We start from the raw sequence: 24,270 nt of genomic DNA, 5'->3' as shown, positions 1-24,270 counted from the left end.
TCTATATATGTAAGATTGCTGTTGTTATTATGTAAGTTGTTAATTTTCATTTGTCATTATATATCAACAGATTATGTTGATTTTTTTACATTTATGATCGGTATCTCCGATCGATGGTCTGATTATGATAGGTTTTATCTATCACATTTCACTTAATTGATCGATTAAAACGTTTTTACTAAGTCTAATTATGACAATATAGTAATAAAAATTTTAGTTAAGTAGAGGGTAAAGTAAGAAAAAGGAATGCTTTCACAAATGAAAAAAGATGATAATAATAGCGTTAGTATGTCGGATTTTTTTAATAAAAAAACAGGGTTGTTTATAAAGTATAAAAGGAAAGAGTTAGGTTTAACAGGACAGGATTTAGCGATCATATTGAATGTTAGTCAGCAACAAATTTCTCGATATGAAAATGGAACTACAAATATTACTGTTACCTTACTTAATAAAATACTGATGATATTGGACTCATCATGGAGTGAGTTTTTAACATTTAATGAATTAACTGATAGGTATTAATTCTGATTTAATTGTTGTTAATTAATATTTAATATATGGGGAAGTTTAAATGAAAAAATTATTATTACCTTTAGTCATGAGCAGTGCATTATTTAGTGGATATACATTAGCTAATACCGGTGAAGTTCAATTTATTGGTGCGGTTACGTCGGAAACGTGTGATATTGATACAGAAATTGGTGGTTTAGTTAAATCAACAATCGATTTGGGTAAAATGACCACTGCAGATACCAATGGTAAATATGTTGAATTTGAATTAGTCCCTCGTACGGATGAATGCCTGAAAAAAACCAGTGGCCAAGTTGGTTGGCAAAGTGCAGGTTTTACTAATTCAGGTCTTGCTAATATGAAAGGTACTGCCGGTGGTGTATCTATTCAATTAACAGCGATTAATTCAACCACACCTAATCAGGATGTAACTTATAATAACCAAAGTGTTGATTTTGGTAATGGTAATGATCCAATTGGTAATATGAAATTTAAAGCAAGAATGACAGCAACGGCAGGTCAAACTGTTACAGAGGGTACTGTAATTTCAAGCGCAACTTATGCAGTAGCTTATAAATAATGTTTCATTATTTAATTTTATAATGTCTATTATCAATGTAGTTACTTTTATTTAATTATTCTAATAATAGTTATTATTATGCTCTATTTAGGGTGCTTTTAATCTATTCTATTTTTGTGAATATAAATAAAGTTTAATATAAGCATTATGACTGGAATAAAGGGTCATTGATCCTTTATTTCATTTGAAAATATTAATGGATAATATCAATGCGTTTAAAATCAATTAATGCTTTTGTGTTATCCTTGTTAGTAAGTCCATTTTATGTTTGCGCAGATTTAAATATGGACTTCTTACATGGAGGAGTTCAACTGCAAGCTGCTGGTATATTTGATGAAAATACCAATTATCCTGCTGGGCATTATATTGTTGAGGTTATTTTCAATCGAAAATTAATTAGTAAAAAAGAATTAATTATCTCACCAGAAGATAATGAAAATTTATGTTTAAAAAAAGATTGGATTAATGAGTTATCGCTTCCAATAAAATTAAATTTATTTGAATTATATTATCATCCTGAGCGCGATTGTTATGATATTAGCCGTTATCCTGGGGCTCAGGTTATTTTTGATAATTCGAAGCAAACTTTAACATTTAGTATTCCTCAAATTGCATTAGATGAATCTCTGCGCCGGCAGGAATGGGATTATGGGATAACAGGTATTAAATTAAACTATTCGGGCTATATTTCTAAAACCAGTTCTTCACAAGCACAAATTTATGGTGATTTTGATTTATATGCTAATTTAGGTCGTTGGGTCGCTTATGTTCGTAGTAGTTACCAAAGGAACTCGGGTACAGAAACATCGGAGGCAACAGTTTCCACAGCAATTAAATCAATACAAGGAAGTTTTACCATAGGTAAAACAATAACTTCTTTATCAATATTACCTAACTTTGCTTTTTATGGAATGTCACTGCGCTCAGAAAGGGATATGCGCCCATGGGAAAAACGAGGTTATGCACCGGTTATTTCTGGTGTTGCAAACTCTAATGCTAAAATTACTATATCTCAAAATGGATATGTATTAAGTTCACAAGTTGTTCCCGCAGGGGCTTATCAATTAAAAAATATAGCACCAGTAAGTAATGGAAATATAACAGTGACAGTAGAAGAAAGTGATGGGACAAAAACAGTTCGCTATTATCCTGTTGCCACACTTTCTTCCTTATTACGCACAGATGAAATAAATTACAACATTGCTATCGGAGAAAAAGAAACAGTAGGTAAAAGAGAAAATAGTTTATTTTTTCTAGGTGCATTTGACTACGGATTAACTAATGTTACGGTTCATGCTGCGGGAATTTTGCATAATAATTATAAAAGTGCAGCATTAGGAATGAGTAAAGATTTTGGACGATTTGGTGCAATGTCATTTACTGCTAATACTGCTGTAAGTGTATTTCAAAAACAGACACCAACAGCACCCGAAGTTAGGCAGTCTGGTATCAGCTATTCGTTACAATATGCAAATTCATTGACTGATAATACTAATTTACAGCTACTCGCATATCGCTATACTGGTAAAGATTATGTTGATTTTAATGAATTTAATTCAAATGCTTTATATCATCGCAGTAATCGTAAAGAGCGTTATGAAACGATATTGTCCCAAAGTTTTGATGGTAGCTTTGTTAGCTTATCTGCTTGGATGCAAACATATAGAAATAGTATTAGTAATGAAGTTGGCGCAAATATTACTTACAATACAACAATTAAATCTGTCGATTTCTCATTATCAGCGGATTATCAAAAATTAAACGATTATGAGCATGATAATTATATTATTTCTGTTGGAATAAATATTCCCTTTAGCTTATATGATAAAAATCATTTTTGGGCAAATTCTGTTAGCTACGATAGGAAAAATAAAGCTAGTTTTAATTCTGGTGTTTCTGGAAGTATTAATGAAAAAATAAACTATAGTATCAATACAAGTAAAGATCGTGATAACTGGTCTAATTCTGCTTATTTTGGTATTGATCATAGTATTATTAATACGGGATATGCGATTTCTCAAAATGGCCATCAAACTACCAGTTCTATTAATGCTTCAGGAAGTTTATTAGCCACCCCAGATACAGGATTATTATTCAGTAATGTCAGAAGAGATACTGTCGCAATTGCAAAAATTAAAAATATAGAGGGTATAACATTCAATGACTCACCGCCAACTGACAAAGAAGGAAACACTATTGTTGGGGTATCACCATACATTGAAAATAATTTAAAAATAAATACAGAAGAAATTCCGAATAATGTTGAATTACTTGATTCTGTTCAAAATTTTACTCCAGTAGATAAAGCTATTATTTATCGCGAGTTTAAATATTCAACAATTCAAAGGTATATATTAAGAATAAAAAATAAAAATGGTGATTTTATTTCTGCTGGAAGTGCTGTTAGAAATAAAAATGATGAATATATAGGATTTGTTTCAAATTCTGGGGTTCTTTTATTAAATTTATTAGATAAGCCTAATAAGCTATTCGTTATATCACCTAATGGTGAAAAATGTACTTTAAATTTGGAGAAAGTAGAATCTAATGATCATAAAATTATGGAAATTGAATGTAATGAATAGAATAGTATTTGTTTTTGCTTTAATCATATCGTCATTAACCTGTTTTAAAGCATATTCAGCGTTTACGCTTAATGGTACTCGCTTTATTTATGATGAAGGTCGCAAGAATATCGCGATAGAAGTTAAGAATAATAGTGATAAAACCTATGGTGGCCAAGTTTGGATTGATAATCTTAATGGGAATGAAGTGTTCTTTATTCCTGCACCTAATTTATTCAAAATAACTGGAGGAGAAAAACAATTAATCCGCTTGCTATATGTAAATGATATTTTACCTAAAGATAGGGAATCATTGTTTTGGCTCAATATTCAGGAAATCCCGCCAATTTCTTCTGCCGATGACAGTAATGTGCTTGCTGTTGCATTAAACACACAAGTTAAACTGATTTATCGCCCTAAGATTTTAGCTGAAAAACGCGAGGATGCAGAAAAAAGTCTGACATATAGTGGTTCAGTTTTAAAGAATCCTACACCTTACTATTTTGCATTAACTCAAGTGTCAGTCAATAATAATCCTTTGGTCTTGTCAAAAGACATTGAGCAATCTATTAGTTTATTTCCACCTTTCAGTGAGGTAAATGTGCAGCGCCCATTGTTAGGTAAAGTAACCGTTGAAGCTATTGATGATTATGGTGCTAGACGTGTTATTGAGCTTAATTAAGGAAGTAAAAATGAAAAATAAATCATTTTATTTCACGCTATTATTATTTTTTATTGCTATGGATACTTCTGCTGCTCGATGTCGGAATGTGTCAATCAAATATAATTTTCCAGCCCAAATAGATATTACAAATAAAAAAGTGGGAGATAAGCTTTATTCTTTTGGTGCGCCAGACGCCCCTATAAACGTTGCTGGTCAATGTCTACGTGCTAATAGTGGGGCGGGAAATACAAATGGAAATTATATTTATATTGTTGATCAATATGGATCATCACCAACATTATGCCCGACTACTGGTACAGTTGATAAAAATTCACCAGATGGATACTTGCGTTTTCGTTCAACGGGAAGTTGTGCTAATTCTTCTTGGCTGCTAGTTCTTGATTATAAAATATCTGGGGTTGGCTGGACCAATTTAACAGGTCCCGGTGGTGGTACTGATTCAGGCGTTGTTTATTTACAAAAAAAGCCACCTGTAGGAAAAACGGTTATTAATCCTGTCTATATGTTGAAACGTAATTATTATTCTCGAATTGGTCAAATGGGCAATACGTTACAAAAGGAAAGCGTTGCTCTTAGTGCACCAACATCGATGACGTTGATAAATAATGCTTCTTGTGCAGTGTCTGTTAATGACGTCGCATTTGGTGAACAAACCGCTAGTGACGTAAAAATGAATACTATTGCAGGAAAAAATATAAATATTTCTTTTACGTGTAATGCTGTATTACCTGCATACACACTCAGTTTTTCTGGTAAAGATGGTGTGAATAATGCCACAACAGGGATCATTAAGGTTAAAGATAATAGTTCTGTGGGGTATCAACTTTCTTGGGCAGATAGCACGGTTAAACCCATTAATAGTGCTGTAGTTATTAATAATGTGGCAATAGCTCCGAATACAAAGCCAAAAACCAATAATTTTACTATTCCGATAAGGGTAAAACCTGTTGCGTTATCCACTCAGCCAATCCCTGGGCCGGCTAATACTGCATTAACGATTAATATAAAGTTAAATTAAATGGAGTTAACGATGGTAAAAAAATCTTGTTTTATGTTTAGCGTTATTTTATTTCCTATTTATGTTGGAGCAACAAGTTTCACCTCTAATGTTACTGGTGGAACAGTCACTTCAAATTTAAGTATGACAGTGAAAGCCTCTTGCAGTACAACGGTTGGTGATGTGACATTTGGTGACCAAAGCGCGGGTGATATTAAAAAAGGAGCTGTCGCAGAGAAGGTAATATCATTGGCTATTGTATGCGATACAAAAATGACTAATTACACATTAGCATTTACGGCGGCTGATGGTGTTAAAGATGTAGCAAATGGCATTATTAATACTAAATTAAATTCAACGGTGGGTTATCAACTTAAGTGGGGAGATTCGACCGTTAAACCTGTGGATACAGCAATTACTATTAATGGCAGTACAATTACCCCAACAAACAAGCCAACGCAAGAAAGTTTTACTATTCCAATCAAAGTTAAACCTGTTGCTCTTGGGGAGACTGTTTCTCCTGGTGCAGCAAATACGGCGTTAAACATTAAACTAACTTTCAATTAGTTGAGGGACTATGTGCAAATCTATATTGCTTACCAGCCTGTTAATCTTTATCACAAGAAGTTGTTATGGCTCTGAGTTAAATGCAACCTCAATCATTGGCGGTGCTGTTCAATCGCAATTTAGTATGAATGTAAAAATAGCTACATGCTTACCCGCCACTGTTGACAATGTTACTTTTGGAGCAGTTGATACAGCGACTATTTTATCGGGTGAAGTTGAAGGGCACTCAACACTCTTTTTGGATTGTACGGGCACAATTAAGCCACAAAGAGTTACAATACTTTTTGAACCTGCTAATCCTCATTTAACCATGGGTAGTGTGGGTTATATTGGTTCAAAAAATACCACACTTGGCTATTTTGTGTCGTGGGAAGATGAACAAATAGGTGCTATTGGTGAAGGGGTACCAATGGGGAAGGCACTTTTTTTTAAAAAAACGGATGCTTCATTGATGAAAGTTAAACTTAAAATAAAACCAGTTGTACTTCCATTAGGAGGAAAGTCCGTTCATTTGGGTAATGGAAATACCCATATAACTATCAAAATAAAATATATCTGATATGAGTTTTTGTATGAATAAAAAAATATATATGTATTTTATTATTACTTGTTTAAGTAATTTTCCTCAACCAAGTTTATCAGATGAAATCTTACCTGATGCTCAATTAACAATTTCTTTGGATGTAGTTAGAATCACTTGTGATATTAATAATGGAAAAGGATTTAATAAAATAGTAGATTTTGATGTTATCAACGAAAGTAATTTATTAGCTGGTAATCAACCAGCCGTAAAAACACAGTTTATTGTTGATTGCCAAAAAAGTGGTTTTAAACCTGAGCATATTGATATCAAAGTTAAGCCTGGTAGCCAAGGTGCATTAAATAATGGTATTGGTGGTGAACTTAAAACCAATTTATCTGGTGTAGGAATTTATTTATCATGGGCAGACTCAAGCCCAATAAATCTATCTGGAGTGAATAAAAGTTTTAGTGCAGATCTTAATAATCAATTTGATATTAGTTTTTTTGCAAAACCATATGCTCAATCTCAAATTGTTGAAAAAGGTTCACTAAAAAGTAGCATAATTATTAATGCATTATATAAGTAATTTATTTTAATCTTATTCAAAAAGGGAACGCCATATTATGTTTCCTTTATATATTACAGAGCAATTGCTGTAATATTATCATTGGGGCTAAGATCTATAATTTTGTCCCCATGAATAGAAAACTGTCTTTAGTGCTAGGGGAGTGTTCATCATCAATTTCTGATTGCGGACGCTCAAGTAGATTATCCGCGCGATCGTAAAACAGCATGGTATCAAGGTTTTCACTACTGGCGACTTTTTTTAAACGTTGCTCTGAGTCATACAGGTATTCTACCCAACCTCGATAGGTGTCTTCCATGGCGCAAGATTATCTTGGGGATCATAAAACCACTTACGCCATAAGGTAATGCCATTTAACGGGTGCTGTTTATCACGAGAGCTGAAAGTGCTAATGGTTCGCCCCAGTTTATCGTATTGCCGATATTGGGTGAGAGCTCCTTGAGTTCGACTGATTTCACGGTGTAGGTCGTCACGGTCAAATTCAGTAATTAACTGTGAGCGACCGTCAATAAGGTGGTTGATGGCAGTGGCATGTCCGGAGCCGTAATAGAGCCAGTTGAGGCTGTCACCTTGAGGTAACGTCAGACGGCTTAGGTTATTGAGTTCATCGTAATTAAATTCGACGATATCGTCGCCCGTTTGTTCACGAGTAATGCGGCCAAGTGCATCGTAGGTAAAATGGACTTTGATTCGCTTGCAAACCCATTTCAAGACCACGTTGATTGGGCTGTTTGCTGGCGACCAATAGGCGGTTCATACTATCCCATTGATATTGGTAGCGATCAGTTAAGGTCTCACGTTTGACAAGGTTACCCGTCGCATCATAGTCGAGTAATATTGTGCGTGGTGCGGATGTGAAGACTCGGTCGCCTAAGTGAGCTTCTTCAACCAGTCGCCCCAAACTGTCATACGCTAAACGCGACTCTGTGTTATCCGGCCAAAAGACAGTGATAAGGCGTTCGCGTTCATTCTGATATTGCCAGTGCGTTTGGTTACCATTACCATCCGTTATGCTGAGTAGTCGGCCCAATGCGTCCCATTCACTAATATGTGTATGACCCAACGCATTGCGACAACCGCAAGGTAATCCAAACTCATCCCAAATTAGCGCCGTTTTAATGCCTGTACGGTCGGTATAATGAATAATTTGGTGATCATGATTAAGTTGCCAAAATGAGGTTGAACCATCGTGCCAATAAGCGGTTCGTGTGAGGTTGATATCATCATATTCAAGACGATAGCTTTCGCCTTCGCTCGTTTTGTTTTCAATCACTCGCCAAATATTATCTTCTGAAAGTGCCCAGCGGTATTCACTGCGTAAGCCATATTTATCGCTATGCCACGCCATAACACCGGCATCAGTCCACCCAAATTGGCGATAAGGGTGATTTGTCTGTTGCTCAACACGTATTAATTGGGCACTTTCGTTGTAAAAAATTGCAATGAAACTATTTAATGGGAAATTATAATGATTAAAATGTAATAAATTGTTTTTATTGAAATATACGCATTTTATTATTTTTTGATTATCAATATATAATCTATTTTATTTTTAAGTAAAAACTCATTAAATGAGTGGGATGCAAATTTAATGCATAAATTAGATATTAAATTATATTAAAGTTATTTTTTATAAAATAAAACAGCATAAACTTTCGATAAGTCTCGTAGAGTTTATGCTGCTTTTGTTAGTATTTAAACGTGAAGAAAACCGAATAATACTAAATAATAATAAAGCTATTTATTACACATTAAACAAGAAGTTCATCACATCGCCATCTTGCACGATATAATCTTTACCTTCCGCACGCATTTTACCTGCTTCTTTCGCACCTTGTTCACCACCATAAGTGATAAAGTCATTATATGAGATGGTTTGGGCGCGGATAAAACCTTTTTCAAAGTCAGTATGGATCTTACCTGCAGCTTGTGGGGCAGTCGCACCTACAGGGATTGTCCAAGCACGGACTTCTTTTACACCAGCGGTAAAGTAAGTTTGTAAATCGAGTAACGCATAACCTGCACGGATAACACGGTTTAAGCCCGGCTCTTCGATGCCTAAATCTTGCATAAACTCTTCGCGCTCTTCATCGTCTAGCTCTGCAATATCTGCTTCGATAGCAGCACAAACAGGAACAACAACAGAGCCTTCGGCTTCAGCGATTTTACGTACCGTATCAAGATAAGGATTATTTTCGAAACCATCTTCATTGACGTTGGCAATATACATGGTTGGTTTCAGGGTTAAAAAGCTTAAATAACGGATAATCGCTTTTTCTTCATCACTTAAATCTAATGCACGCAACATACCGGCTTTTTCTAAGTGCGGTAAACATTTCTCTAAAACTTCCATCTCTGCTTTAGCAACTTTATCACCACCTTTGGCTTTTTTCTGATTACGATGCATTGCTCGTTCACAGGTATCTAAGTCAGAAAGCGCTAATTCGGTATTAATTGTTTCAATATCTTCAGCAGGATCGACTTTACCCGCCACATGCACAATATTGTCATTTTCAAAACAACGCACGACATGGCCGATAGCTTCAGTTTCGCGGATATTGGTAAGGAATTGGTTACCTAAGCCTTCACCTTTAGATGCGCCTTTAACCAAACCTGCAATATCAACAAACTCCATTGTTGTAGGTAACACTCGTTGTGGTTTTACAATTTCTGCTAACTTATCTAAGCGAGGATCAGGCATGGGTACAACACCTGTATTTGGCTCAATAGTACAGAATGGGAAGTTGGCTGCCTCAATACCTGCCTTAGTTAAGGCATTAAACAGTGTAGATTTCCCTACGTTAGGCAGACCGACGATACCACATTTAAATCCCATAAACGTTCACCTTGTCACATAAAAAACAACAGGAAAGGGGGAGCTCCTGTTGTGTGCTGTTAAAAAAATTGGCGCTATTATAGAACAAATCCCTGTTTGATTAAATCATCAGGGATTAATTGCGCAAAAGAAAAGGGCATGGCATTGCCCAGTTAACTTATTTGATACACTAATAGCTTTATTGATAGGGGTTAAGCTTTAAAGCTATGTAAACGATTAATAGCTTTTTCGTAACCATCACGCATCAGAATATCTGTACAAGCAAGGGCTTCATCAATTGCATCATCAATAAGTTTTTGCTCACTTGTTGGTGGTTTACCTAACACAAAACCGACCACTTTGTTTTTATCACCGGGATGACCAATCCCAATACGTAATCGATAAAAATTGGGGTTATTGCTAAATTTACTCTGAATATCTTTTAGTCCGTTATGGCCACCATTACCGCCACCCAATTTCATTTTTACCACACCCGGTGGTAAATCCAGTTCATCATGTGCAACCAATATTTCATCGGGTTGAATACGATAAAAATTTGCCATCGCTAATACCGCTTTACCACTTAAATTCATAAAAGTGGTAGGGACTAATAAACGAACATCATTACCATTTAAATTAATACGAGCGGTATAGCCGAAGAATTTGCTCTCTTCTTTTAGAGATTGTTGATGACGTTGAGCCAATAAATCAACATACCAAGCACCCGCATTATGGCGAGTCTGGGCATAATCAGCACCGGGGTTGGCTAACCCGACGATAAGTTTAATTTTACTCACAATTGCCTTTCACTGTTATCGTCTTAAAAGAAAGCATCTAGTTTACCTTTCTCTGTCAAGAAGCACAAAATAGATTGTCATGATTATTTTGTTGAAATCTTTCTAGGAGAAAATACTTATTATTTGATAGGGCAAAAAGAGCGAAACAGGCGTATTAGCACCGATAAATGATTTATAAAAGAAATAAAACACATTTTTTGCAAAGAATTGTCAATAATTTTCAGAGCATGTGATCACTGCGACAATACCTTTTTAGTCTTTATGGCTATAATAACTACAATGAATAAAAGGTTATTCGATGTATTTTGGTGTTGAATCGTCTGACGACGCGCTTGGAGGTGCAACATGAAATATAAACATGCTTTTGCCGTTGGCAATTTATTGATGGCTATCGGTATGGTGCTTATGCTCGGTAGTCTCGGTTATAATCTTCTTAGCCATATTTTTCCATTAGGGCTACCTGATATTTTATCTGATGCTTCGCTAATGGGGATCTTTATTGGTGCACTTGTTTGGTTAGCAGGGGCTCGTATTGGTGGTAGAGAAACCGTTGCAGAAAGATATTGGTGGTTGCGTAATCATGACGAACGTTATCGTCGCCATGATAATCATCGTTATCCATAACAGTGTGAGCACCAATAAAATATAGATAAAATCATAATTCATAATAAAGTAAGAATAGATAATAAGTAACTCATTGTTGTTAATATGCAGATAATACATATCTAAAGACCCGCTGATAAAGTGATCGCGGGTTTTTTATTGTCTAAATATTTTATCTTAAAAAGATAACAAAAAACCCGCTATAACATAGGCTATAGCGGGTTTAATTATCTCAAAGTACGATATTAAATCGACAAATTAATGTTCGAACATCGCAGAAATTGACTCTTCATTACTGATACGACGAATGGCTTCAGCCAACATACCAGACAAGGTCAATGAGCGGACTTTATTTAATGCTTTGATTTCTGCTGACAATGGAATTGTATCGCAGACAACCACTTCATCAATAACAGAGCTTCTGATGTTCTCAACAGCATTACCAGAGAAAATAGGGTGAGTCGCGTAAGCAAATACACGTTTAGCACCACGTTCTTTCAGCGCTTCTGCTGCTTTACATAATGTACCACCTGTATCGATCATATCGTCAACAAGGATACAGTCGCGATTAGCAACGTCACCGATAATATGCATAACTTGAGAAACGTTAGCACGAGGGCGACGTTTATCAATAATTGCCATATCAGTATCATTCAGAAGTTTAGCGATAGCTCGAGCGCGAACAACACCGCCAATATCTGGAGAAACAACAATAGGGTTGTCCAATTCTTTTTGAAGCATATCTTCTAAAAGGATCGGGCTGCCGAAGACATTGTCAACCGGTACATCAAAGAACCCTTGGATTTGTTCTGCATGTAAGTCGCAGGTTAAAACACGGTCTACGCCTACACTAGATAAGAAATCCGCAACAACTTTAGCCGTGATAGGAACACGGGCTGAACGAACACGGCGATCCTGACGGGCATAGCCGAAGTAAGGAATAACAGCAGTGATACGACCAGCGGAAGCTCGACGTAATGCATCAACCATGACCACTAATTCCATTAAGTTATCATTAGTTGGTGCGCAGGTTGATTGAATGATAAAAACATCACCACCACGTACGTTTTCGTTGATTTGCACACTGACTTCACCGTCGCTAAAACGACCTACAGCAGCGTCTCCTAAGCTAGTATAGAGTCGATTGGCAACACGTTGAGCCAGTTCCGGGGTTGCGTTACCAGCAAAAAGCTTCATATCGGGCACGAGAAAAACCTCAGGCTTGCGTCCAGAGAGAGATATTGTTGACCTGTAAAGAACGTGTTTATCAACATAGGGTTTGTAAACATCATAGTTACGGGTGCAATAACACAGGTATCCTTGAGCGGAATAAATGCACAGGGGAAATGTTAACGCCTTGCGCCACAAATCCGTGCACCCACTCAGGGGCGTTAATTAACACTTCACTAGCGGCCTCTTGCGATTCAAACTCACCGAATACACAAGCACCTGTCCCAGTTAAGCGTGACGGTGCATATTCTAACAGCCACGAAAGCAGATATTCAACCTCACGAAAACGTTTTCTTGCGATCATTTCACAGTCATTTGCAAACGGAGCCTGTAATAATGCGCCCAGAGAGCGAATAGGCGAATTACGTTTTAATTCTGGATCTGTGAAGATTGTCGGGGTTGGGATAGAAATTCCGGGGTGAGCAACTAAATACCAACACTCTTTGGGTGATGCCGGGGTTAATATTTCACCAACACCTTCAGCAAAAGCGGCATGCCCTTTAACAAATACCGGCACATCTGCGCCTAACGTCACGCCGAGTGTGGCTAATGTTTCATCGCTTAGGCCTGCTTGCCAATGGTAATTAAGGGCTATCAGTGTTGTCGCAGCATTGGAAGAGCCTCCCCCTAAACCTCCTCCCATGGGCAGTTTTTTATCAATACTAATATCTGCCCCATGATAGCGTAGGGGAATATGGTGCTGATGGCAGTATTGACGTAATAATTTGGCTGCTTTAATAATCAGATTATCTTCATCTGCAACCCCTTCAACGGGGGTTAAGATGGTTAACTGCGTATCATTACGGGGCGTAAAAGTTAGCGTATCGCCATAATCTAAAAATTGAAATAAGGTTTGTAGATTATGGTAACCATCGGGGCGTTTCCCGGTAATGTAGAGAAAAAGATTTAATTTGGCAGGAGAGGGCCAACTTAGTGTCATTGCTGTATATCCCAGTTATCCATTTTTAATTTTATCGTGCGTTCACCTTGTTTTAATTCAAGGCGCTGTGGCAAGTTCGGTGTTATTGCGGTGTCATAGGATTGGTAGGTTACCACCCAATCACCTTCTGGGGTTGGCCATGTAACCGATTTTAAAAGATGATTTGCATCGAGTTCAAAATCCGTGGCATCACCCGGTAAACCAATTAACCAAGCGCGTAAATTTTTTAAAGGGAGCACCATACCGGTGAGCTGATAAATCATTTCAGTTGGATTGTCACTATAATACTTTTTACCACCATTATCAGTCACTTCAATCACACCAGGCATCACATTTAAGTCTAGCTCTGTCGTCCCCAATGGATTGGTTAAAAGTAAGCGATAGCGATCGGTATCTTTATCTTGCCAATAGAAACGTGCGTAAGTTTTATAGGTGCCTTCAATGTAAGCGAAGGCGCCACGTGTCTCATATTGTGAAATCTTATTTAATGCTTGTTGACGCGATTGCCATTGAACATCGTTATCTGACGCTGAACCTTGTGTTTGTATATTATTTAAATTACATGCACTTAGTAGCAGCGCAGCTAGCGGAAGGAGACGCAAAAGTGATTTGGTTGGAAAAATGCGTGAGCGCATAGCTGAGATATTCCTTACATTCGTTCTTTGTTGCAAAAAAGCGTATCATAAACGCGAAGATATAACGATATTTCGTTAAATAGTCGATTGAATTTGCCTATCATACAAGTAAGCACTTTTATTGAAAGAGTTCATCAAGTAGAATGGCGGCAATGAAGAGTCCATACTAAATGCGCTGTTTTAGGTTTATACTAAGTCAAGTCGCGAGTCGGTATTTATTCATAACTCAATTATAAGATATGACGTTATTAGCATTAGGTATTAATCACAAAACAGCCCCCGTAGCGTTACGTGAGAAAGTCTCTTTTTCTCCTGATACCATGGGTGACGCCTTAAATAACTTGTTACAGCAACCTGCTGTAAGAGGTGGTGTAGTGCTGTCTACTTGTAACCGTACTGAGCTTTATCTGAGTCTAGAAGATAAAGAAAATAGCCATGAACAACTGATCAGTTGGTTATGTCAGTATCACCAAATTGAGCCTCATGAGCTTAAAAATAGTGTTTATTGGCATCAAGATAATCAAGCAGTGAGCCACCTGATGCGCGTTGCTAGTGGTTTAGATTCTTTGGTATTAGGTGAACCGCAAATTTTAGGGCAAGTCAAAAAAGCGTTTGCCGATTCTCAAAATTATCACTCGCTCTCTTCAGAGCTGGAACGTCTGTTTCAGAAATCCTTTTCAGTTGCGAAAAGAGTGAGAACAGAGACCCAAATTGGTGCTAATGCTGTTTCTGTCGCTTTTGCTGCCTGTACTTTAGCGCGCCAAATCTTTGAGTCATTATCATCATTGACTATCTTATTGGTCGGTGCGGGTGAAACGATTGAATTAGTGGCGCGTCACTTACGTGAACATCAAGTCAAAAAAATCATTATTGCTAATCGCACCAAAGAGCGAGCGCAACGTTTAGCGAATGAAGTTGACGCTGAGGTTATCACTTTATCTGATATTGATGAGTCACTTTCTCAAGCGGATATTGTGATCAGTTCAACAGCAAGTCCGTTGCCTATTATTGGCAAAGGCATGGTAGAAAGGGCGTTAAAGAAACGTCGTAATCAACCAATGCTACTCGTTGATATTGCTGTGCCTCGTGATATTGAACAAGATATTGAAAAACTGAGTAACGTTTATCTTTATAGTGTTGATGATTTAGAAGCTATCATTCAGCATAACCGTGAACAGCGCCAAGCCGCAGCCATTGAAGCTGAACATATCGTGCAACAAGAGAGTGGCCAATTTATGGATTGGTTACGTGCTCAAGGTGCTGTCGGGGCGATTAGAGAATATCGCGATAGTGCAGAAATGTTACGTGCAGAAATGGCAGAAAAAGCGATTGCATTGATACAAAATGGCGCTGATGCAGAAAAAGTGATCCAACAGCTTTCTCATCAGTTGATGAATCGCCTTATTCATACACCAACCAAATCTCTTCAACAGGCTGCCAGTGATGGTGATATTGAACGCCTGAATCTCTTACGTGAAAGTTTGGGTATTACCCATAATTAACTTTATCTAACAGGATCTTAATCTACGAATGAAGCCTTCTATTGTCGCTAAGTTGGAAGCTCTACAAGAGCGTTATGAAGAAATTCAAGCACTTCTAGCAGAAGCTGATGTTATTGCCTCTCAGGAGCGTTTTCGTGCGCTTTCAAAAGAGTATGCTCAATTAACGGATGTCACATCTTGTTATCGTCAATGGCGAAAAGTGCAAGATGATATGGAAGCGGCAGAAATGATGCTTGATGATCCTGAAATGAAAGAGATGGCTCAAGAAGAGCTAAAAGAAGCACAAAGCGTCAATGAGGAGCTAGAACAGCAACTTCAAGTACTGTTATTACCTAAAGATCCTGATGATGAGTTCAACTGTTTCCTTGAAATTCGTGCCGGAACGGGTGGTGATGAAGCCGCACTTTTCGCCGGTGACCTGTTCCGTATGTATAGCCGTTATGCCGAAGCACGTCGTTGGCGTATTGAAGTGATGAATGCAAACGAAGGCGAACATGGCGGTTATAAAGAGATCATTGCCAAAGTCATTGGTGATGGTGCTTATGGGGTACTGAAATTTGAATCAGGCGGACATCGTGTACAACGCGTGCCTGAAACAGAATCTCAAGGACGCATTCATACTTCTGCTTGTACAGTTGCGGTATTGCCTGAAGTGCCAGAAGCTGAATTACCTGAAATTAGCCCAAGTGATTTACGTATTGATACTTTTCGCTCATCAGGGGCGGGTGGTCAGCACGTAAATACCACGGATTCGGCCATCCGTATTACGCATATCCCGACGGGCATTGTGGTAGAGTGTCAGGATGAGCGTTCTCAACATAAAAACAAAGCGAAAGCAATGTCAGTATTAGGTGCGCGTATTCGTGCTGCCGAAGTACAAAAACGTCAAGAAGCCGAAGCATCTGAACGCCGTAACTTATTAGGTTCAGGAGATCGTTCTGATCGTATTAGAACTTATAATTTCCCACAAGGTCGCGTGACGGATCATCGCATAAACCTTACGCTTTACCGGTTAGATGAGGTGATGGAAGGTAAACTAGATGCACTTATTCAACCTATTGTCACTGAATATCAAGCCGATCAGCTATCCGCTTTATCTGAGCAAGATTAATGAATTATAAACAATGGCTGCATCAAGCAGCCTTGCAATTAATTGATAGTGACAGCCCAAAGCGGGACGCAGAAATTCTATTAGGGCACGTAACAAAACGTGCTCGTACTTATTTGATTGCTTTTAGTGAAACTGTACTTTTAGAAGATGAACTAGTGCAATTGTCATCCCTCCTTGCTCGACGTATAAAGGGCGAGCCTATCGCTTATTTAGTAGGAGAGAGAGAATTTTGGTCACTACCTTTAAAAGTCTCTCCTGCAACACTTATCCCTCGGCCTGATACCGAATGTCTAGTTGAAAAAGCATTAGAGAAACTCTCTGCACAAGCAAGTCGAATTTTAGATTTAGGTACGGGGACAGGGGCTATTGCCTTAGCGATAGCTTCGGAACGTTCTGACTGTCGTGTCCTTGGTGTTGATTTTCAACCAGAAGCGGTAGCATTAGCGATAGAAAATGCACAACATTTGGCACTTAGCAACGTAGAATTTACGGAAAGTTGCTGGTTTAGTTCACTCTCTGGTTATCAATTTGATATGATAATCAGCAATCCTCCTTATATTGATGAAGAAGATGAACATCTTTCTCAAGGAGACGTTCGCTTTGAGCCATTAACCGCATTGGTCGCGGCAGATCATGGTTTTGCTGATATTGAGCTTATTATTACAAATGCCCGTCAGTTTTTAGCTAATAACGGTTGGGTATTAATAGAGCATGGTTGGCAACAAGGTGAAAGAGTACGTAATATTTTTATTGATAAGGGTTACTGCTGCGTGGAAACTTTCCGTGATTACGGCGGTAATGAGCGAGTGACAGTAGGTCGTTGGAATGATGATAGAAACCATAGCTGATTACGAATTTAACAAAGCCCCTTTGGTTAAGGGTATGATCCTTATCTCTCAGGCAATTCGCCCAGATTTTCCAGTCACTTCAGTTGGCTATCAATTGGCACAGCTGGTGGAGCAAGCAGAAGCGGAAATTCCCCACCAAGCCAGTATACAAGAGAGAATTGATGCACTGCTGAAGCTATTTTATAAACAATGGCATTTCAGTGGTGCAAGTGGCAAATATTGTCTTTCTGATACGTTATGGTTAGATAAAGTATTGGCCACTCATATTGGTTCACCTGTGTCATTAGGTTCCATTTTAATTTATATCGCACAGGCAATAAATTTACCGTTAGCGCCAGTTATTTTTCCTACACAGTTAATTATCAGAATAGATATTCCGAATGAAAAACCACTTTTCTTAAATCCCATTAATGGTGAATATCTTTCTCGTCATACTTTAGACGTTTGGCTAAAAGGTAATGTAGGCAGTACATCTGAGCTATCAGCATCCGATCTAGAAGAGTCAGAACACAGTTCTATTATTCGCAAGTTATTAGATACACTCAAAGTCTCTTTAATGGAAGAAAAGAAGATGGAGCAGGCACTTAAGACCAGTGAAACGGTGTTATTGTTTGATCCAGAAGATCCCTATGAAATACGTGATCGTGGGCTGATTTATGCTCAATTAGAGTGTAATCATGTGGCATTGTCTGACCTTAACTACTTTGTTGAACAGTGTCCGGAAGATCCCATTTCAGAGATGATTAAAATTCAAATTCATTCAATAGAACAGCATCCTGTTGTTTTACATTAAAATTTAATCCCGTACTGGGTATATAACGGTACATGGCAAAATAAGATAGGAATAGATATGCAACATAAAGTGGTGAGTATTGGTGATATCAAGGTAGCAAATAATTTACCCTTTGTGCTCTTTGGTGGCATGAATGTATTGGAATCGCGCGATTTAGCCATGCGTATTTGTGAGCATTACGTCACGGTTACTCAAAAATTAGATATTCCTTATGTATTTAAGGCCTCTTTTGATAAAGCAAACCGCTCATCTATCCACTCTTATCGTGGACCGGGTCTTGATGAAGGAATGAAAATTTTCCAAGAGCTAAAAGAGACTTTTGGGGTAAAAATTATCACGGATGTTCATGAACCTTCACAAGCTCAGCCTGTATCTGAAGTCGTTGATGTTATTCAGCTACCGGCATTCTTAGCGCGTCAAACCGATTTGGTTGAGGCAATGGCCAAAACCGGTGCGGTAATTAACGTGAAAAAGCCACAGTTTGTTAGCCCTGGTCAAATGGGAAATATCGTCGAGAAATTTAAAGAAGGCGGTAACGACCAAGTGATTTTATGTGACCGTGGTAGTAATTTTGGTTACGATAATTTAGTGGTCGATATGCTAGGTTTTCATGTCATGATGCAAGCCTCAGAAGGGGCTCCAGTGATTTTTGATGTTACCCACTCACTACAATGCCGTGATCCATTCGGTGCGGCTTCTGGTGGTCGTCGTGGACAAGTCGCTGAGTTAGCTCGTGCAGGTATGGCAGTGGGTCTGGCAGGGTTATTTCTTGAAGCTCATCCCGATCCTGATCATGCCCGCTGTGATGGCCCATCAGCTTTACCATTAGCTAAATTAGAACCTTTCTTAGCTCAAATTAAAGCGATTGACTCTCTGGTAAAAAGCTTCCCTGAGTTAGATACCAGTAAATAAACTTGTTATGCAACTACACACTGTAGTGAATATGTTCGGCGCTGATCTCCAGCGCCGTTATCATGAAAAAATCCACAAAATAACCCTTCATGGTGGTTTTAGTTGTCCTAATCGAGATGGCACATTAGGACGAGGAGGGTGTACATTTTGTAATGTCTCTTCTTTTGCTGATGAGCAAACACAATATCACTCTATTGAAGAGCAAATCGCCTACCAAGCTAAGCATATTACCCGTGCTCGCCGTTATTTAGCTTATTTTCAAGCCTATACTAGTACCTATGCAGAAGTAGAACATCTACGAAAAATGTATGAAAGTGCATTATTACAAGCCAATATGGTTGGATTATGTGTGGGGACACGCCCTGATTGTGTACCCGTTAGTGTGTTAGATCTACTGCAAGGCTATTGCGAACAAGGTTATGAAGTATGGTTAGAGTTAGGATTACAAACTGCACATAATAAGACATTAAAGCATATTAATCGTGGTCATGATTTTCAATGTTATCAAGCAACCACAAAAGAAGCGCGTCGCCGAGGTTTAAAGGTGTGTACGCATCTTATTATCGGTTTACCTCGTGAAGATCATCAGTTAAATATGCAAACCTTAGAGCAGGTAGTAGAAACCGGTGTTGATGGACTAAAATTACACCCTTTACACATAGTTGAGGGGAGTACGATAGCCAAAGCATGGAAAGCAGGGCGTATTAGTGCATTAACACAACAACAATATGTTTATACTGCTGGTGAAATAATCCGTCATACTCCTGCAGAAGTTATTTATCATCGTGTTTGTGCCAGTGCCAGAAAACCTACTTTATTAGCCCCTGAATGGTGTGAAAATCACTGGTTGGGTATGAATGCACTCTATCAATACTTATTAGAAAAAGGCGTACAAGGTAGTGGGATAAATAAGCCTTTTGTGGCTAATTGTAAATAATTATCCACTCAACATAAAATCACTTGTCACTTTTTTAATCATACTGTACGCTTTGAATCTGTACAAAGGAGGTTGCTATGGCTCAAGCACTAGTAGAAAACAGTGAACGAGTGTCAATTCGTATCACTACAGAAGATAAATCACTGCTGGTTCGTGCTGCTAGTTTGGAAAATACAAACTTAACAGAGTTTGTACTTCGTAATATTGTACCTGTGGCTCGGCAAGTTATTGAAAATAATGAGCGTTTAAAATTATCAGAAAAAGACACATTACGTGTTATGGAACTTTTAGATAATCCACCAAAGCCTAATGCTAAACTACTTGCAGCGGCTTTTGCTCTACCGGACAATGCATGACAATACCAAATTGATTAAATCCCCCTTTTTCTTTATTAATTTCCTTTAAAACCATTTATACTGCACTTTCAATGGCAAATAAAATATAAATAATAACTTAATAATTAAGCCCTTAATTAAATAGTGTAAATTAAGGGCTTAAAGATTTTTATAATTAATAATTAAAAAACTACTGAATTAATTCCATATCATCCAGCGCTTTTTGTAGCGAAGGATAAAAATTAAGTGTGCCATCAATTGGCGTTACTCGTGCTCTTGCTAATGTCTTTAATGGCTGGAAGGGAATATCACAAACAATAATATGAGTATCATGTTGCACATCCGCCACAAAGTGTTGGAAAGCATGTAATCCCCCTGCATCTAATACAGGTACTGCATCCCACTGCATAATAAGAGTTTTATATCCTTTACTACGTTCACGTAATTCATTAAAAATACGCTCGGCGGCAGCAAAGAATAGCGGACCATTAACACGCACAACTAATAATTGTTTATCATCATCAGTATAAGTTGATTCTGTTATTTTCGTCATATTAGCAATACGACGCATAAATAATAAAGAGGCTAATACGATGCCGATAGTGATCGCAATAACCATATCAAACAGCACGGTAAGCGATAAACATAATACTAAAACGATAATATCGTCTTTTGGTGCATGACGAATAAGATCGATAACTTTACGAGCTTCACTCATATTCCATGCAACAATTAATAACAATGCAGACATTGCTGCTAATGGTAAATAAGAGAGAAAAGGCGCTAAAACCAGTAAAGTTACTAAAACTAATAAAGAGTGCACAATCGCAGATACAGGGGACGTTGCACCGGCACGTACGTTTGCCGCTGAGCGGGCAATAGCCGCAGTTGCGGTGATCCCACCAAAGAAAGGCGCTACAATATTACCAATACCTTGACCGACTAACTCACCATTAGAGTGATGTTTTTTCCCCGTCATACCATCAAGCACCACAGCACAGAGGAGTGATTCAATCGCACCTAACATTGCCATTGAAAAAGCGGCGGGTAATAACGCACTGACCGTGCTCCAATTTAATGCAATAGACTCACCACTACTGGGTAAATTCCACGGTAGCACAAATTGTGGCAGGATCGGCGGAATACCTTGTCCTGTTGAACCATCAGGCAATAGATAGCTAAATTGTGAACCAATGGTGGCAACATCATGGCCAAATAAATTAACTATCCCCATAACAGCCGTACCGGCAATTAATGCTGGTAAATGACCAGGGAGGCGTAAATTCAATTTAGGCCAATAAATTAATACTAAGAGGGTGGTTACGCCTATTAATGTATCTCCAAGATGGATTGTCGGTAGAGCGGCACCTAGAGCAATTACTTTATCAATATAGGTTTCTGGGACATGCGACATTTCTAAACCAAAGAAATCTTTGATCTGCATGGTGGCGATAGTGATGGCAATCCCCGAAGTAAATCCTAATGTGACAGAAACGGGAATATATTCAATGAGCTTACCAAAACGAGCTAACCCCATAACCACTAAAATAATCCCAGACATCAAAGTAGCAATTAATAGCCCACTTAAACCAAATTGCTGTGAAACAGGATAAAGTATCACCACAAAGGCGGCAGTAGGCCCTGAAACACTGTAGCGAGAGCCACCTGTTACAGCGATAATAATACCGGCAATAGCTGCGGTATAAAGACCGTATTGCGGGGGAACACCGCTACCAATAGCCAATGCCATTGCCAGTGGTATTGCGATAATGCCGACGGTGATCCCTGCAATAATATCTTTTAATAAACGGGCAAAAGAGTAAGGCTCTTTTACACATGCATCAATAAATGCACTAAAGGGGCGAACCCGGTTAACTTTATGCGTTTTCATTTAGGCTTAAACCAAAATAAGAAGTCAAATGCCGAATAAAGGCGATAAAAAAGAGCAGAAAGGATATCGCTTTTATTTGCTAATAATAATGTGATATATCAAATTATTAAACACTATCTTAATACTTAGCGAAAATTAAAGCAATTAATTGAAAAACTTAAGCAAAAGAGATAACGTTATGTAACGTATTGTATTTATTCTGTTACTTTCATGAAAAAGAAGTTTGACGTTATTCTATAAATTATATAAAGCGTTTTATTTTAGAATAATTGTCATTAAAAATAGTAGTGCATAAAAATAGCTAAAAAGTATTTTATAAAATAAAGGAAAAAACAATTCTATAAATAAAGCTAATTAGTGTATATAAAAAAGAGTTTTTTATTAAATAGACTAATTAAGTATCTAAAATAGATTAATAGCAACGTATATAAAAACAATCACAATAAATTTATTATTACAATTTTAGTACCGGTAGCAAGCAGAACGTTGTCGCTGTATAGATGCTGTATAGATTAAGGACAGCAAGACAAAAAAACGCCTAGTTTTTTAACTAGGCGCTTTCTTAGAAGATGGCGGTGAGAGAGGGATTCGAACCCTCGATACGTTGCCGTATACACACTTTCCAGGCGTGCTCCTTCAGCCTCTCGGACATCTCACCGTATTGTGGTTAAACATGGCATTCATGCTCAACGGGGCGCTACTATAGGGAAAAGAGTGATAAGCGTCAACAGCTAAATGCGTTTTTTCCTTAACTTTTGTGCCAACCAGTCAAATAAAAAACAATATGAACAAGGCTTAAGCAAATAATGTGATCTCTTTTGGGATGTAACATCCATTTTTTAGCTAAATTTCGTTAGCTGGTTAACATTATCAACATTTTTCTTAACAACTTTTTCAAACAGACTTGAAATAAAAGCATAACCCTCGCACCCTATGGTAAAAATGCTGGAGGAAGGCAAAAATGAATATTATTTTTTATCATCCTTTTTTTGATGCAAATACATGGATAAGTGGAATGAAAGCACGACTTCCTGACGCGCATATTCGTGTTTGGGAGCATGGTGATGATAAGCCTGCTGATTATGCAATGGTCTGGCTTCCTCCCTATGAAATGTTAGCAAGCCGTAACCAATTAAAAGGTATTTTTGCACTTGGTGCGGGTGTTGATGCCATTTTAAAGCAAGAGCAACAAAAACCAGGCACATTACCCGCTGGGGTTCCGGTAATGCGCTTAGAAGACACGGGTATGGGTTTGCAAATGCAAGAGTATGCCATTGCTAAAGTGATGTATTATTTTCGCCGTATGGATGATTATAAACGTCAACAATCACAACGCTTATGGAAACAACTCCCCGCACATACTTATGATAATTTTGTTATTGGTGTTTTGGGTGCAGGTGCATTAGGCGCAAGTGTAGCGACTAAGCTTGCTGAACTTGGTTTTAACGTGCGTTGCTGGAGTCGTAGTAAAAAGCAAATTAATCAGGTAGAGAGTTTTTATGGTAACGATCAACTGAGCGATTTTGTTAAAGAGTGTCAGTTGTTAATCAATCTATTACCTTATACACCACAAACTCATGGTATTTTAAATTTCTCGCTTTTTGAACAGCTTAAACCTTCTTCTTATTTAATTAATTTGGCAAGGGGAGCACATCTTGTTGATCAAGATCTGCTAGAAGCTATCGATCAAGGTTATATTGCTGATGCCTCTTTAGATGTATTTAGCCAAGAGCCATTACCGGGTATGCATCCGTTTTGGACTCATCCTCGTATCTCTATTACACCGCATATTGCTGCTTTTACTATTCCAGATATTGCAATGGATACAATTGTTGAAAATATTCAACGTATTGAAAAGGGCGAAACACCTTTTGGTGTTGTGGATATGAAAAGTGGCTATTAAATAATA

At 37.8% G+C, this 24,270-nt stretch carries 26 protein-coding genes and 1 tRNA gene; 17 read left to right on the top strand and 10 right to left on the bottom strand.

Going from position 1 to position 24,270, the window contains the following annotated elements; genetic code table 11:
- The first annotated feature begins 258 nt into the window (after positions 1 to 258).
- The 8 genes from AACU95_RS12425 (at position 259) to AACU95_RS12390 (ending at position 7,012) form a co-directional block, all read left to right on the top strand.
- Positions 259 to 522 (top strand): helix-turn-helix domain-containing protein, encoded by a 264-nt coding sequence (locus AACU95_RS12425; RefSeq protein ID WP_004247955.1) that lies wholly within the window; start codon positions 259 to 261, stop codon positions 520 to 522.
- Positions 523 to 571: 49 nt separating this feature from the next.
- Complete coding sequence (locus tag AACU95_RS12420) at positions 572 to 1,090, top strand: fimbrial protein (RefSeq protein ID WP_004247956.1); 519 nt, start codon at positions 572 to 574, stop codon at positions 1,088 to 1,090.
- A gap of 209 nt (positions 1,091 to 1,299) precedes the next feature.
- Entirely contained in the window at positions 1,300 to 3,675 is a 2,376-nt protein-coding gene (gene pefC / locus AACU95_RS12415) for a PefC/AfrB family outer membrane usher protein (protein ID WP_141192272.1), read from the top strand.
- Positions 3,668 to 4,336: a fimbrial chaperone gene (locus tag AACU95_RS12410; protein ID WP_004247958.1), complete on the top strand. Its 669-nt coding sequence runs from the start codon at positions 3,668 to 3,670 to the stop codon at positions 4,334 to 4,336. The genes pefC and AACU95_RS12410 overlap by 8 nt, the downstream gene beginning before the upstream one ends.
- Positions 4,337 to 4,346: 10 nt before the next feature.
- A complete protein-coding gene (locus tag AACU95_RS12405; RefSeq protein ID WP_004251413.1) occupies positions 4,347 to 5,357 on the top strand; it encodes a fimbrial protein in 1,011 nt (336 codons plus the stop codon).
- 12 nt (positions 5,358 to 5,369) lie between these two features.
- Positions 5,370 to 5,903 (top strand): spore coat protein U domain-containing protein, encoded by a 534-nt coding sequence (locus AACU95_RS12400; protein ID WP_004251411.1) that lies wholly within the window; start codon positions 5,370 to 5,372, stop codon positions 5,901 to 5,903.
- A 10-nt stretch (positions 5,904 to 5,913) separates the two neighbouring features.
- Positions 5,914 to 6,462: a hypothetical protein gene (locus tag AACU95_RS12395; protein ID WP_004242653.1), complete on the top strand. Its 549-nt coding sequence runs from the start codon at positions 5,914 to 5,916 to the stop codon at positions 6,460 to 6,462.
- Positions 6,463 to 6,475: 13 nt separating this feature from the next.
- A complete protein-coding gene (locus tag AACU95_RS12390) occupies positions 6,476 to 7,012 on the top strand; it encodes a fimbrial protein (protein WP_004242654.1) in 537 nt (178 codons plus the stop codon).
- Between the two features lie 94 nt (positions 7,013 to 7,106).
- Here AACU95_RS12390 and AACU95_RS12385 read toward each other — a convergent pair whose 3' ends face one another.
- The 5 genes from AACU95_RS12385 to pth all read right to left on the bottom strand — a co-directional run bounded on the left by AACU95_RS12385 (position 7,107) and on the right by pth (position 10,624).
- Positions 7,107 to 7,310, bottom strand: a complete 204-nt coding sequence (locus tag AACU95_RS12385; RefSeq protein ID WP_036908051.1) for a hypothetical protein — start codon at positions 7,308 to 7,310, stop codon at positions 7,107 to 7,109.
- Positions 7,283 to 7,723 carry a hypothetical protein gene (locus AACU95_RS12380; RefSeq protein WP_075204729.1) on the bottom strand — a complete coding sequence of 147 codons (441 nt, stop codon included), beginning with the start codon at positions 7,721 to 7,723 and terminating at the stop codon, positions 7,283 to 7,285. The genes AACU95_RS12385 and AACU95_RS12380 overlap by 28 nt, the downstream gene beginning before the upstream one ends.
- Positions 7,656 to 8,360, bottom strand: a complete 705-nt coding sequence (locus AACU95_RS12375; protein ID WP_141192271.1) for an RHS repeat protein — start codon at positions 8,358 to 8,360, stop codon at positions 7,656 to 7,658. The genes AACU95_RS12380 and AACU95_RS12375 overlap by 68 nt, the downstream gene beginning before the upstream one ends.
- A gap of 396 nt (positions 8,361 to 8,756) precedes the next feature.
- The gene (gene ychF, locus AACU95_RS12370) at positions 8,757 to 9,848 is read right to left on the bottom strand and encodes a redox-regulated ATPase YchF (protein WP_004242658.1); all 1,092 of its coding nucleotides are present in this window, start codon (positions 9,846 to 9,848) and stop codon (positions 8,757 to 8,759) included.
- Positions 9,849 to 10,039: 191 nt separating this feature from the next.
- Positions 10,040 to 10,624, bottom strand: coding sequence for an aminoacyl-tRNA hydrolase (pth, locus tag AACU95_RS12365; protein ID WP_004242660.1), 585 nt, complete (start codon positions 10,622 to 10,624; stop codon positions 10,040 to 10,042).
- A 345-nt stretch (positions 10,625 to 10,969) separates the two neighbouring features.
- On the opposite strand from pth, the gene ychH reads away from it, so the two are divergent.
- Positions 10,970 to 11,248, top strand: a complete 279-nt coding sequence (gene ychH / locus AACU95_RS12360) for a stress-induced protein YchH (RefSeq protein ID WP_004242663.1) — start codon at positions 10,970 to 10,972, stop codon at positions 11,246 to 11,248.
- A gap of 237 nt (positions 11,249 to 11,485) precedes the next feature.
- On the opposite strand, the gene prs is transcribed toward ychH, so the two are convergent.
- The 3 genes from prs to lolB all read right to left on the bottom strand — a co-directional run bounded on the left by prs (position 11,486) and on the right by lolB (position 14,032).
- Positions 11,486 to 12,433 (bottom strand): ribose-phosphate diphosphokinase, encoded by a 948-nt coding sequence (gene prs, locus AACU95_RS12355; protein WP_004242665.1) that lies wholly within the window; start codon positions 12,431 to 12,433, stop codon positions 11,486 to 11,488.
- An 88-nt stretch (positions 12,434 to 12,521) separates the two neighbouring features.
- Complete coding sequence (gene ispE, locus AACU95_RS12350; protein ID WP_036908050.1) at positions 12,522 to 13,397, bottom strand: 4-(cytidine 5'-diphospho)-2-C-methyl-D-erythritol kinase; 876 nt, start codon at positions 13,395 to 13,397, stop codon at positions 12,522 to 12,524.
- Positions 13,394 to 14,032, bottom strand: coding sequence for a lipoprotein insertase outer membrane protein LolB (gene lolB / locus AACU95_RS12345; RefSeq protein ID WP_141192172.1), 639 nt, complete (start codon positions 14,030 to 14,032; stop codon positions 13,394 to 13,396). Before lolB ends, ispE begins: the two co-directional genes overlap by 4 nt.
- A gap of 239 nt (positions 14,033 to 14,271) precedes the next feature.
- On the opposite strand from lolB, the gene hemA reads away from it, so the two are divergent.
- The 7 genes from hemA to AACU95_RS12310 all read left to right on the top strand — a co-directional run bounded on the left by hemA (position 14,272) and on the right by AACU95_RS12310 (position 20,491).
- Positions 14,272 to 15,534, top strand: a complete 1,263-nt coding sequence (hemA, locus tag AACU95_RS12340; protein WP_004242677.1) for a glutamyl-tRNA reductase — start codon at positions 14,272 to 14,274, stop codon at positions 15,532 to 15,534.
- A gap of 28 nt (positions 15,535 to 15,562) precedes the next feature.
- The gene (prfA, locus tag AACU95_RS12335; protein ID WP_004242680.1) at positions 15,563 to 16,645 is read left to right on the top strand and encodes a peptide chain release factor 1; all 1,083 of its coding nucleotides are present in this window, start codon (positions 15,563 to 15,565) and stop codon (positions 16,643 to 16,645) included.
- Positions 16,645 to 17,493 (top strand): peptide chain release factor N(5)-glutamine methyltransferase, encoded by an 849-nt coding sequence (gene prmC, locus AACU95_RS12330; RefSeq protein ID WP_141192171.1) that lies wholly within the window; start codon positions 16,645 to 16,647, stop codon positions 17,491 to 17,493. The genes prfA and prmC overlap by 1 nt, the downstream gene beginning before the upstream one ends.
- Positions 17,471 to 18,286 (top strand): invasion regulator SirB1, encoded by an 816-nt coding sequence (gene sirB1 / locus AACU95_RS12325; protein WP_017827238.1) that lies wholly within the window; start codon positions 17,471 to 17,473, stop codon positions 18,284 to 18,286. Before prmC ends, sirB1 begins: the two co-directional genes overlap by 23 nt.
- A 57-nt stretch (positions 18,287 to 18,343) precedes the next feature.
- Complete coding sequence (gene kdsA / locus AACU95_RS12320; protein WP_004242689.1) at positions 18,344 to 19,198, top strand: 3-deoxy-8-phosphooctulonate synthase; 855 nt, start codon at positions 18,344 to 18,346, stop codon at positions 19,196 to 19,198.
- Between the two features lie 7 nt (positions 19,199 to 19,205).
- Positions 19,206 to 20,135 carry a TIGR01212 family radical SAM protein gene (locus tag AACU95_RS12315; protein ID WP_004242691.1) on the top strand — a complete coding sequence of 310 codons (930 nt, stop codon included), beginning with the start codon at positions 19,206 to 19,208 and terminating at the stop codon, positions 20,133 to 20,135.
- 77 nt (positions 20,136 to 20,212) lie between these two features.
- A complete protein-coding gene (locus AACU95_RS12310) occupies positions 20,213 to 20,491 on the top strand; it encodes a type II toxin-antitoxin system TacA family antitoxin (RefSeq protein ID WP_004247964.1) in 279 nt (92 codons plus the stop codon).
- A gap of 169 nt (positions 20,492 to 20,660) precedes the next feature.
- Here the strand turns inward: AACU95_RS12310 and dauA are convergent, their stop codons facing one another.
- Together dauA and AACU95_RS12300 are read right to left on the bottom strand one after the other, a co-directional pair.
- Positions 20,661 to 22,361 carry a C4-dicarboxylic acid transporter DauA gene (dauA, locus tag AACU95_RS12305; protein ID WP_004247967.1) on the bottom strand — a complete coding sequence of 567 codons (1,701 nt, stop codon included), beginning with the start codon at positions 22,359 to 22,361 and terminating at the stop codon, positions 20,661 to 20,663.
- Between the two features lie 570 nt (positions 22,362 to 22,931).
- Positions 22,932 to 23,019 (bottom strand) — tRNA-Ser (locus AACU95_RS12300).
- A 303-nt stretch (positions 23,020 to 23,322) separates the two neighbouring features.
- On the opposite strand from AACU95_RS12300, the gene ghrA reads away from it, so the two are divergent.
- Positions 23,323 to 24,264, top strand: coding sequence for a glyoxylate/hydroxypyruvate reductase GhrA (ghrA, locus tag AACU95_RS12295; protein ID WP_004242695.1), 942 nt, complete (start codon positions 23,323 to 23,325; stop codon positions 24,262 to 24,264).
- Positions 24,265 to 24,270 lie beyond the last annotated feature (6 nt).

This window comes from Proteus sp. G4415, from assembly GCF_963896075.1.
GTDB lineage: Bacteria > Pseudomonadota > Gammaproteobacteria > Enterobacterales > Enterobacteriaceae > Proteus > Proteus mirabilis.
This window is presented reverse-complemented; position numbering and strand designations above follow the sequence as displayed.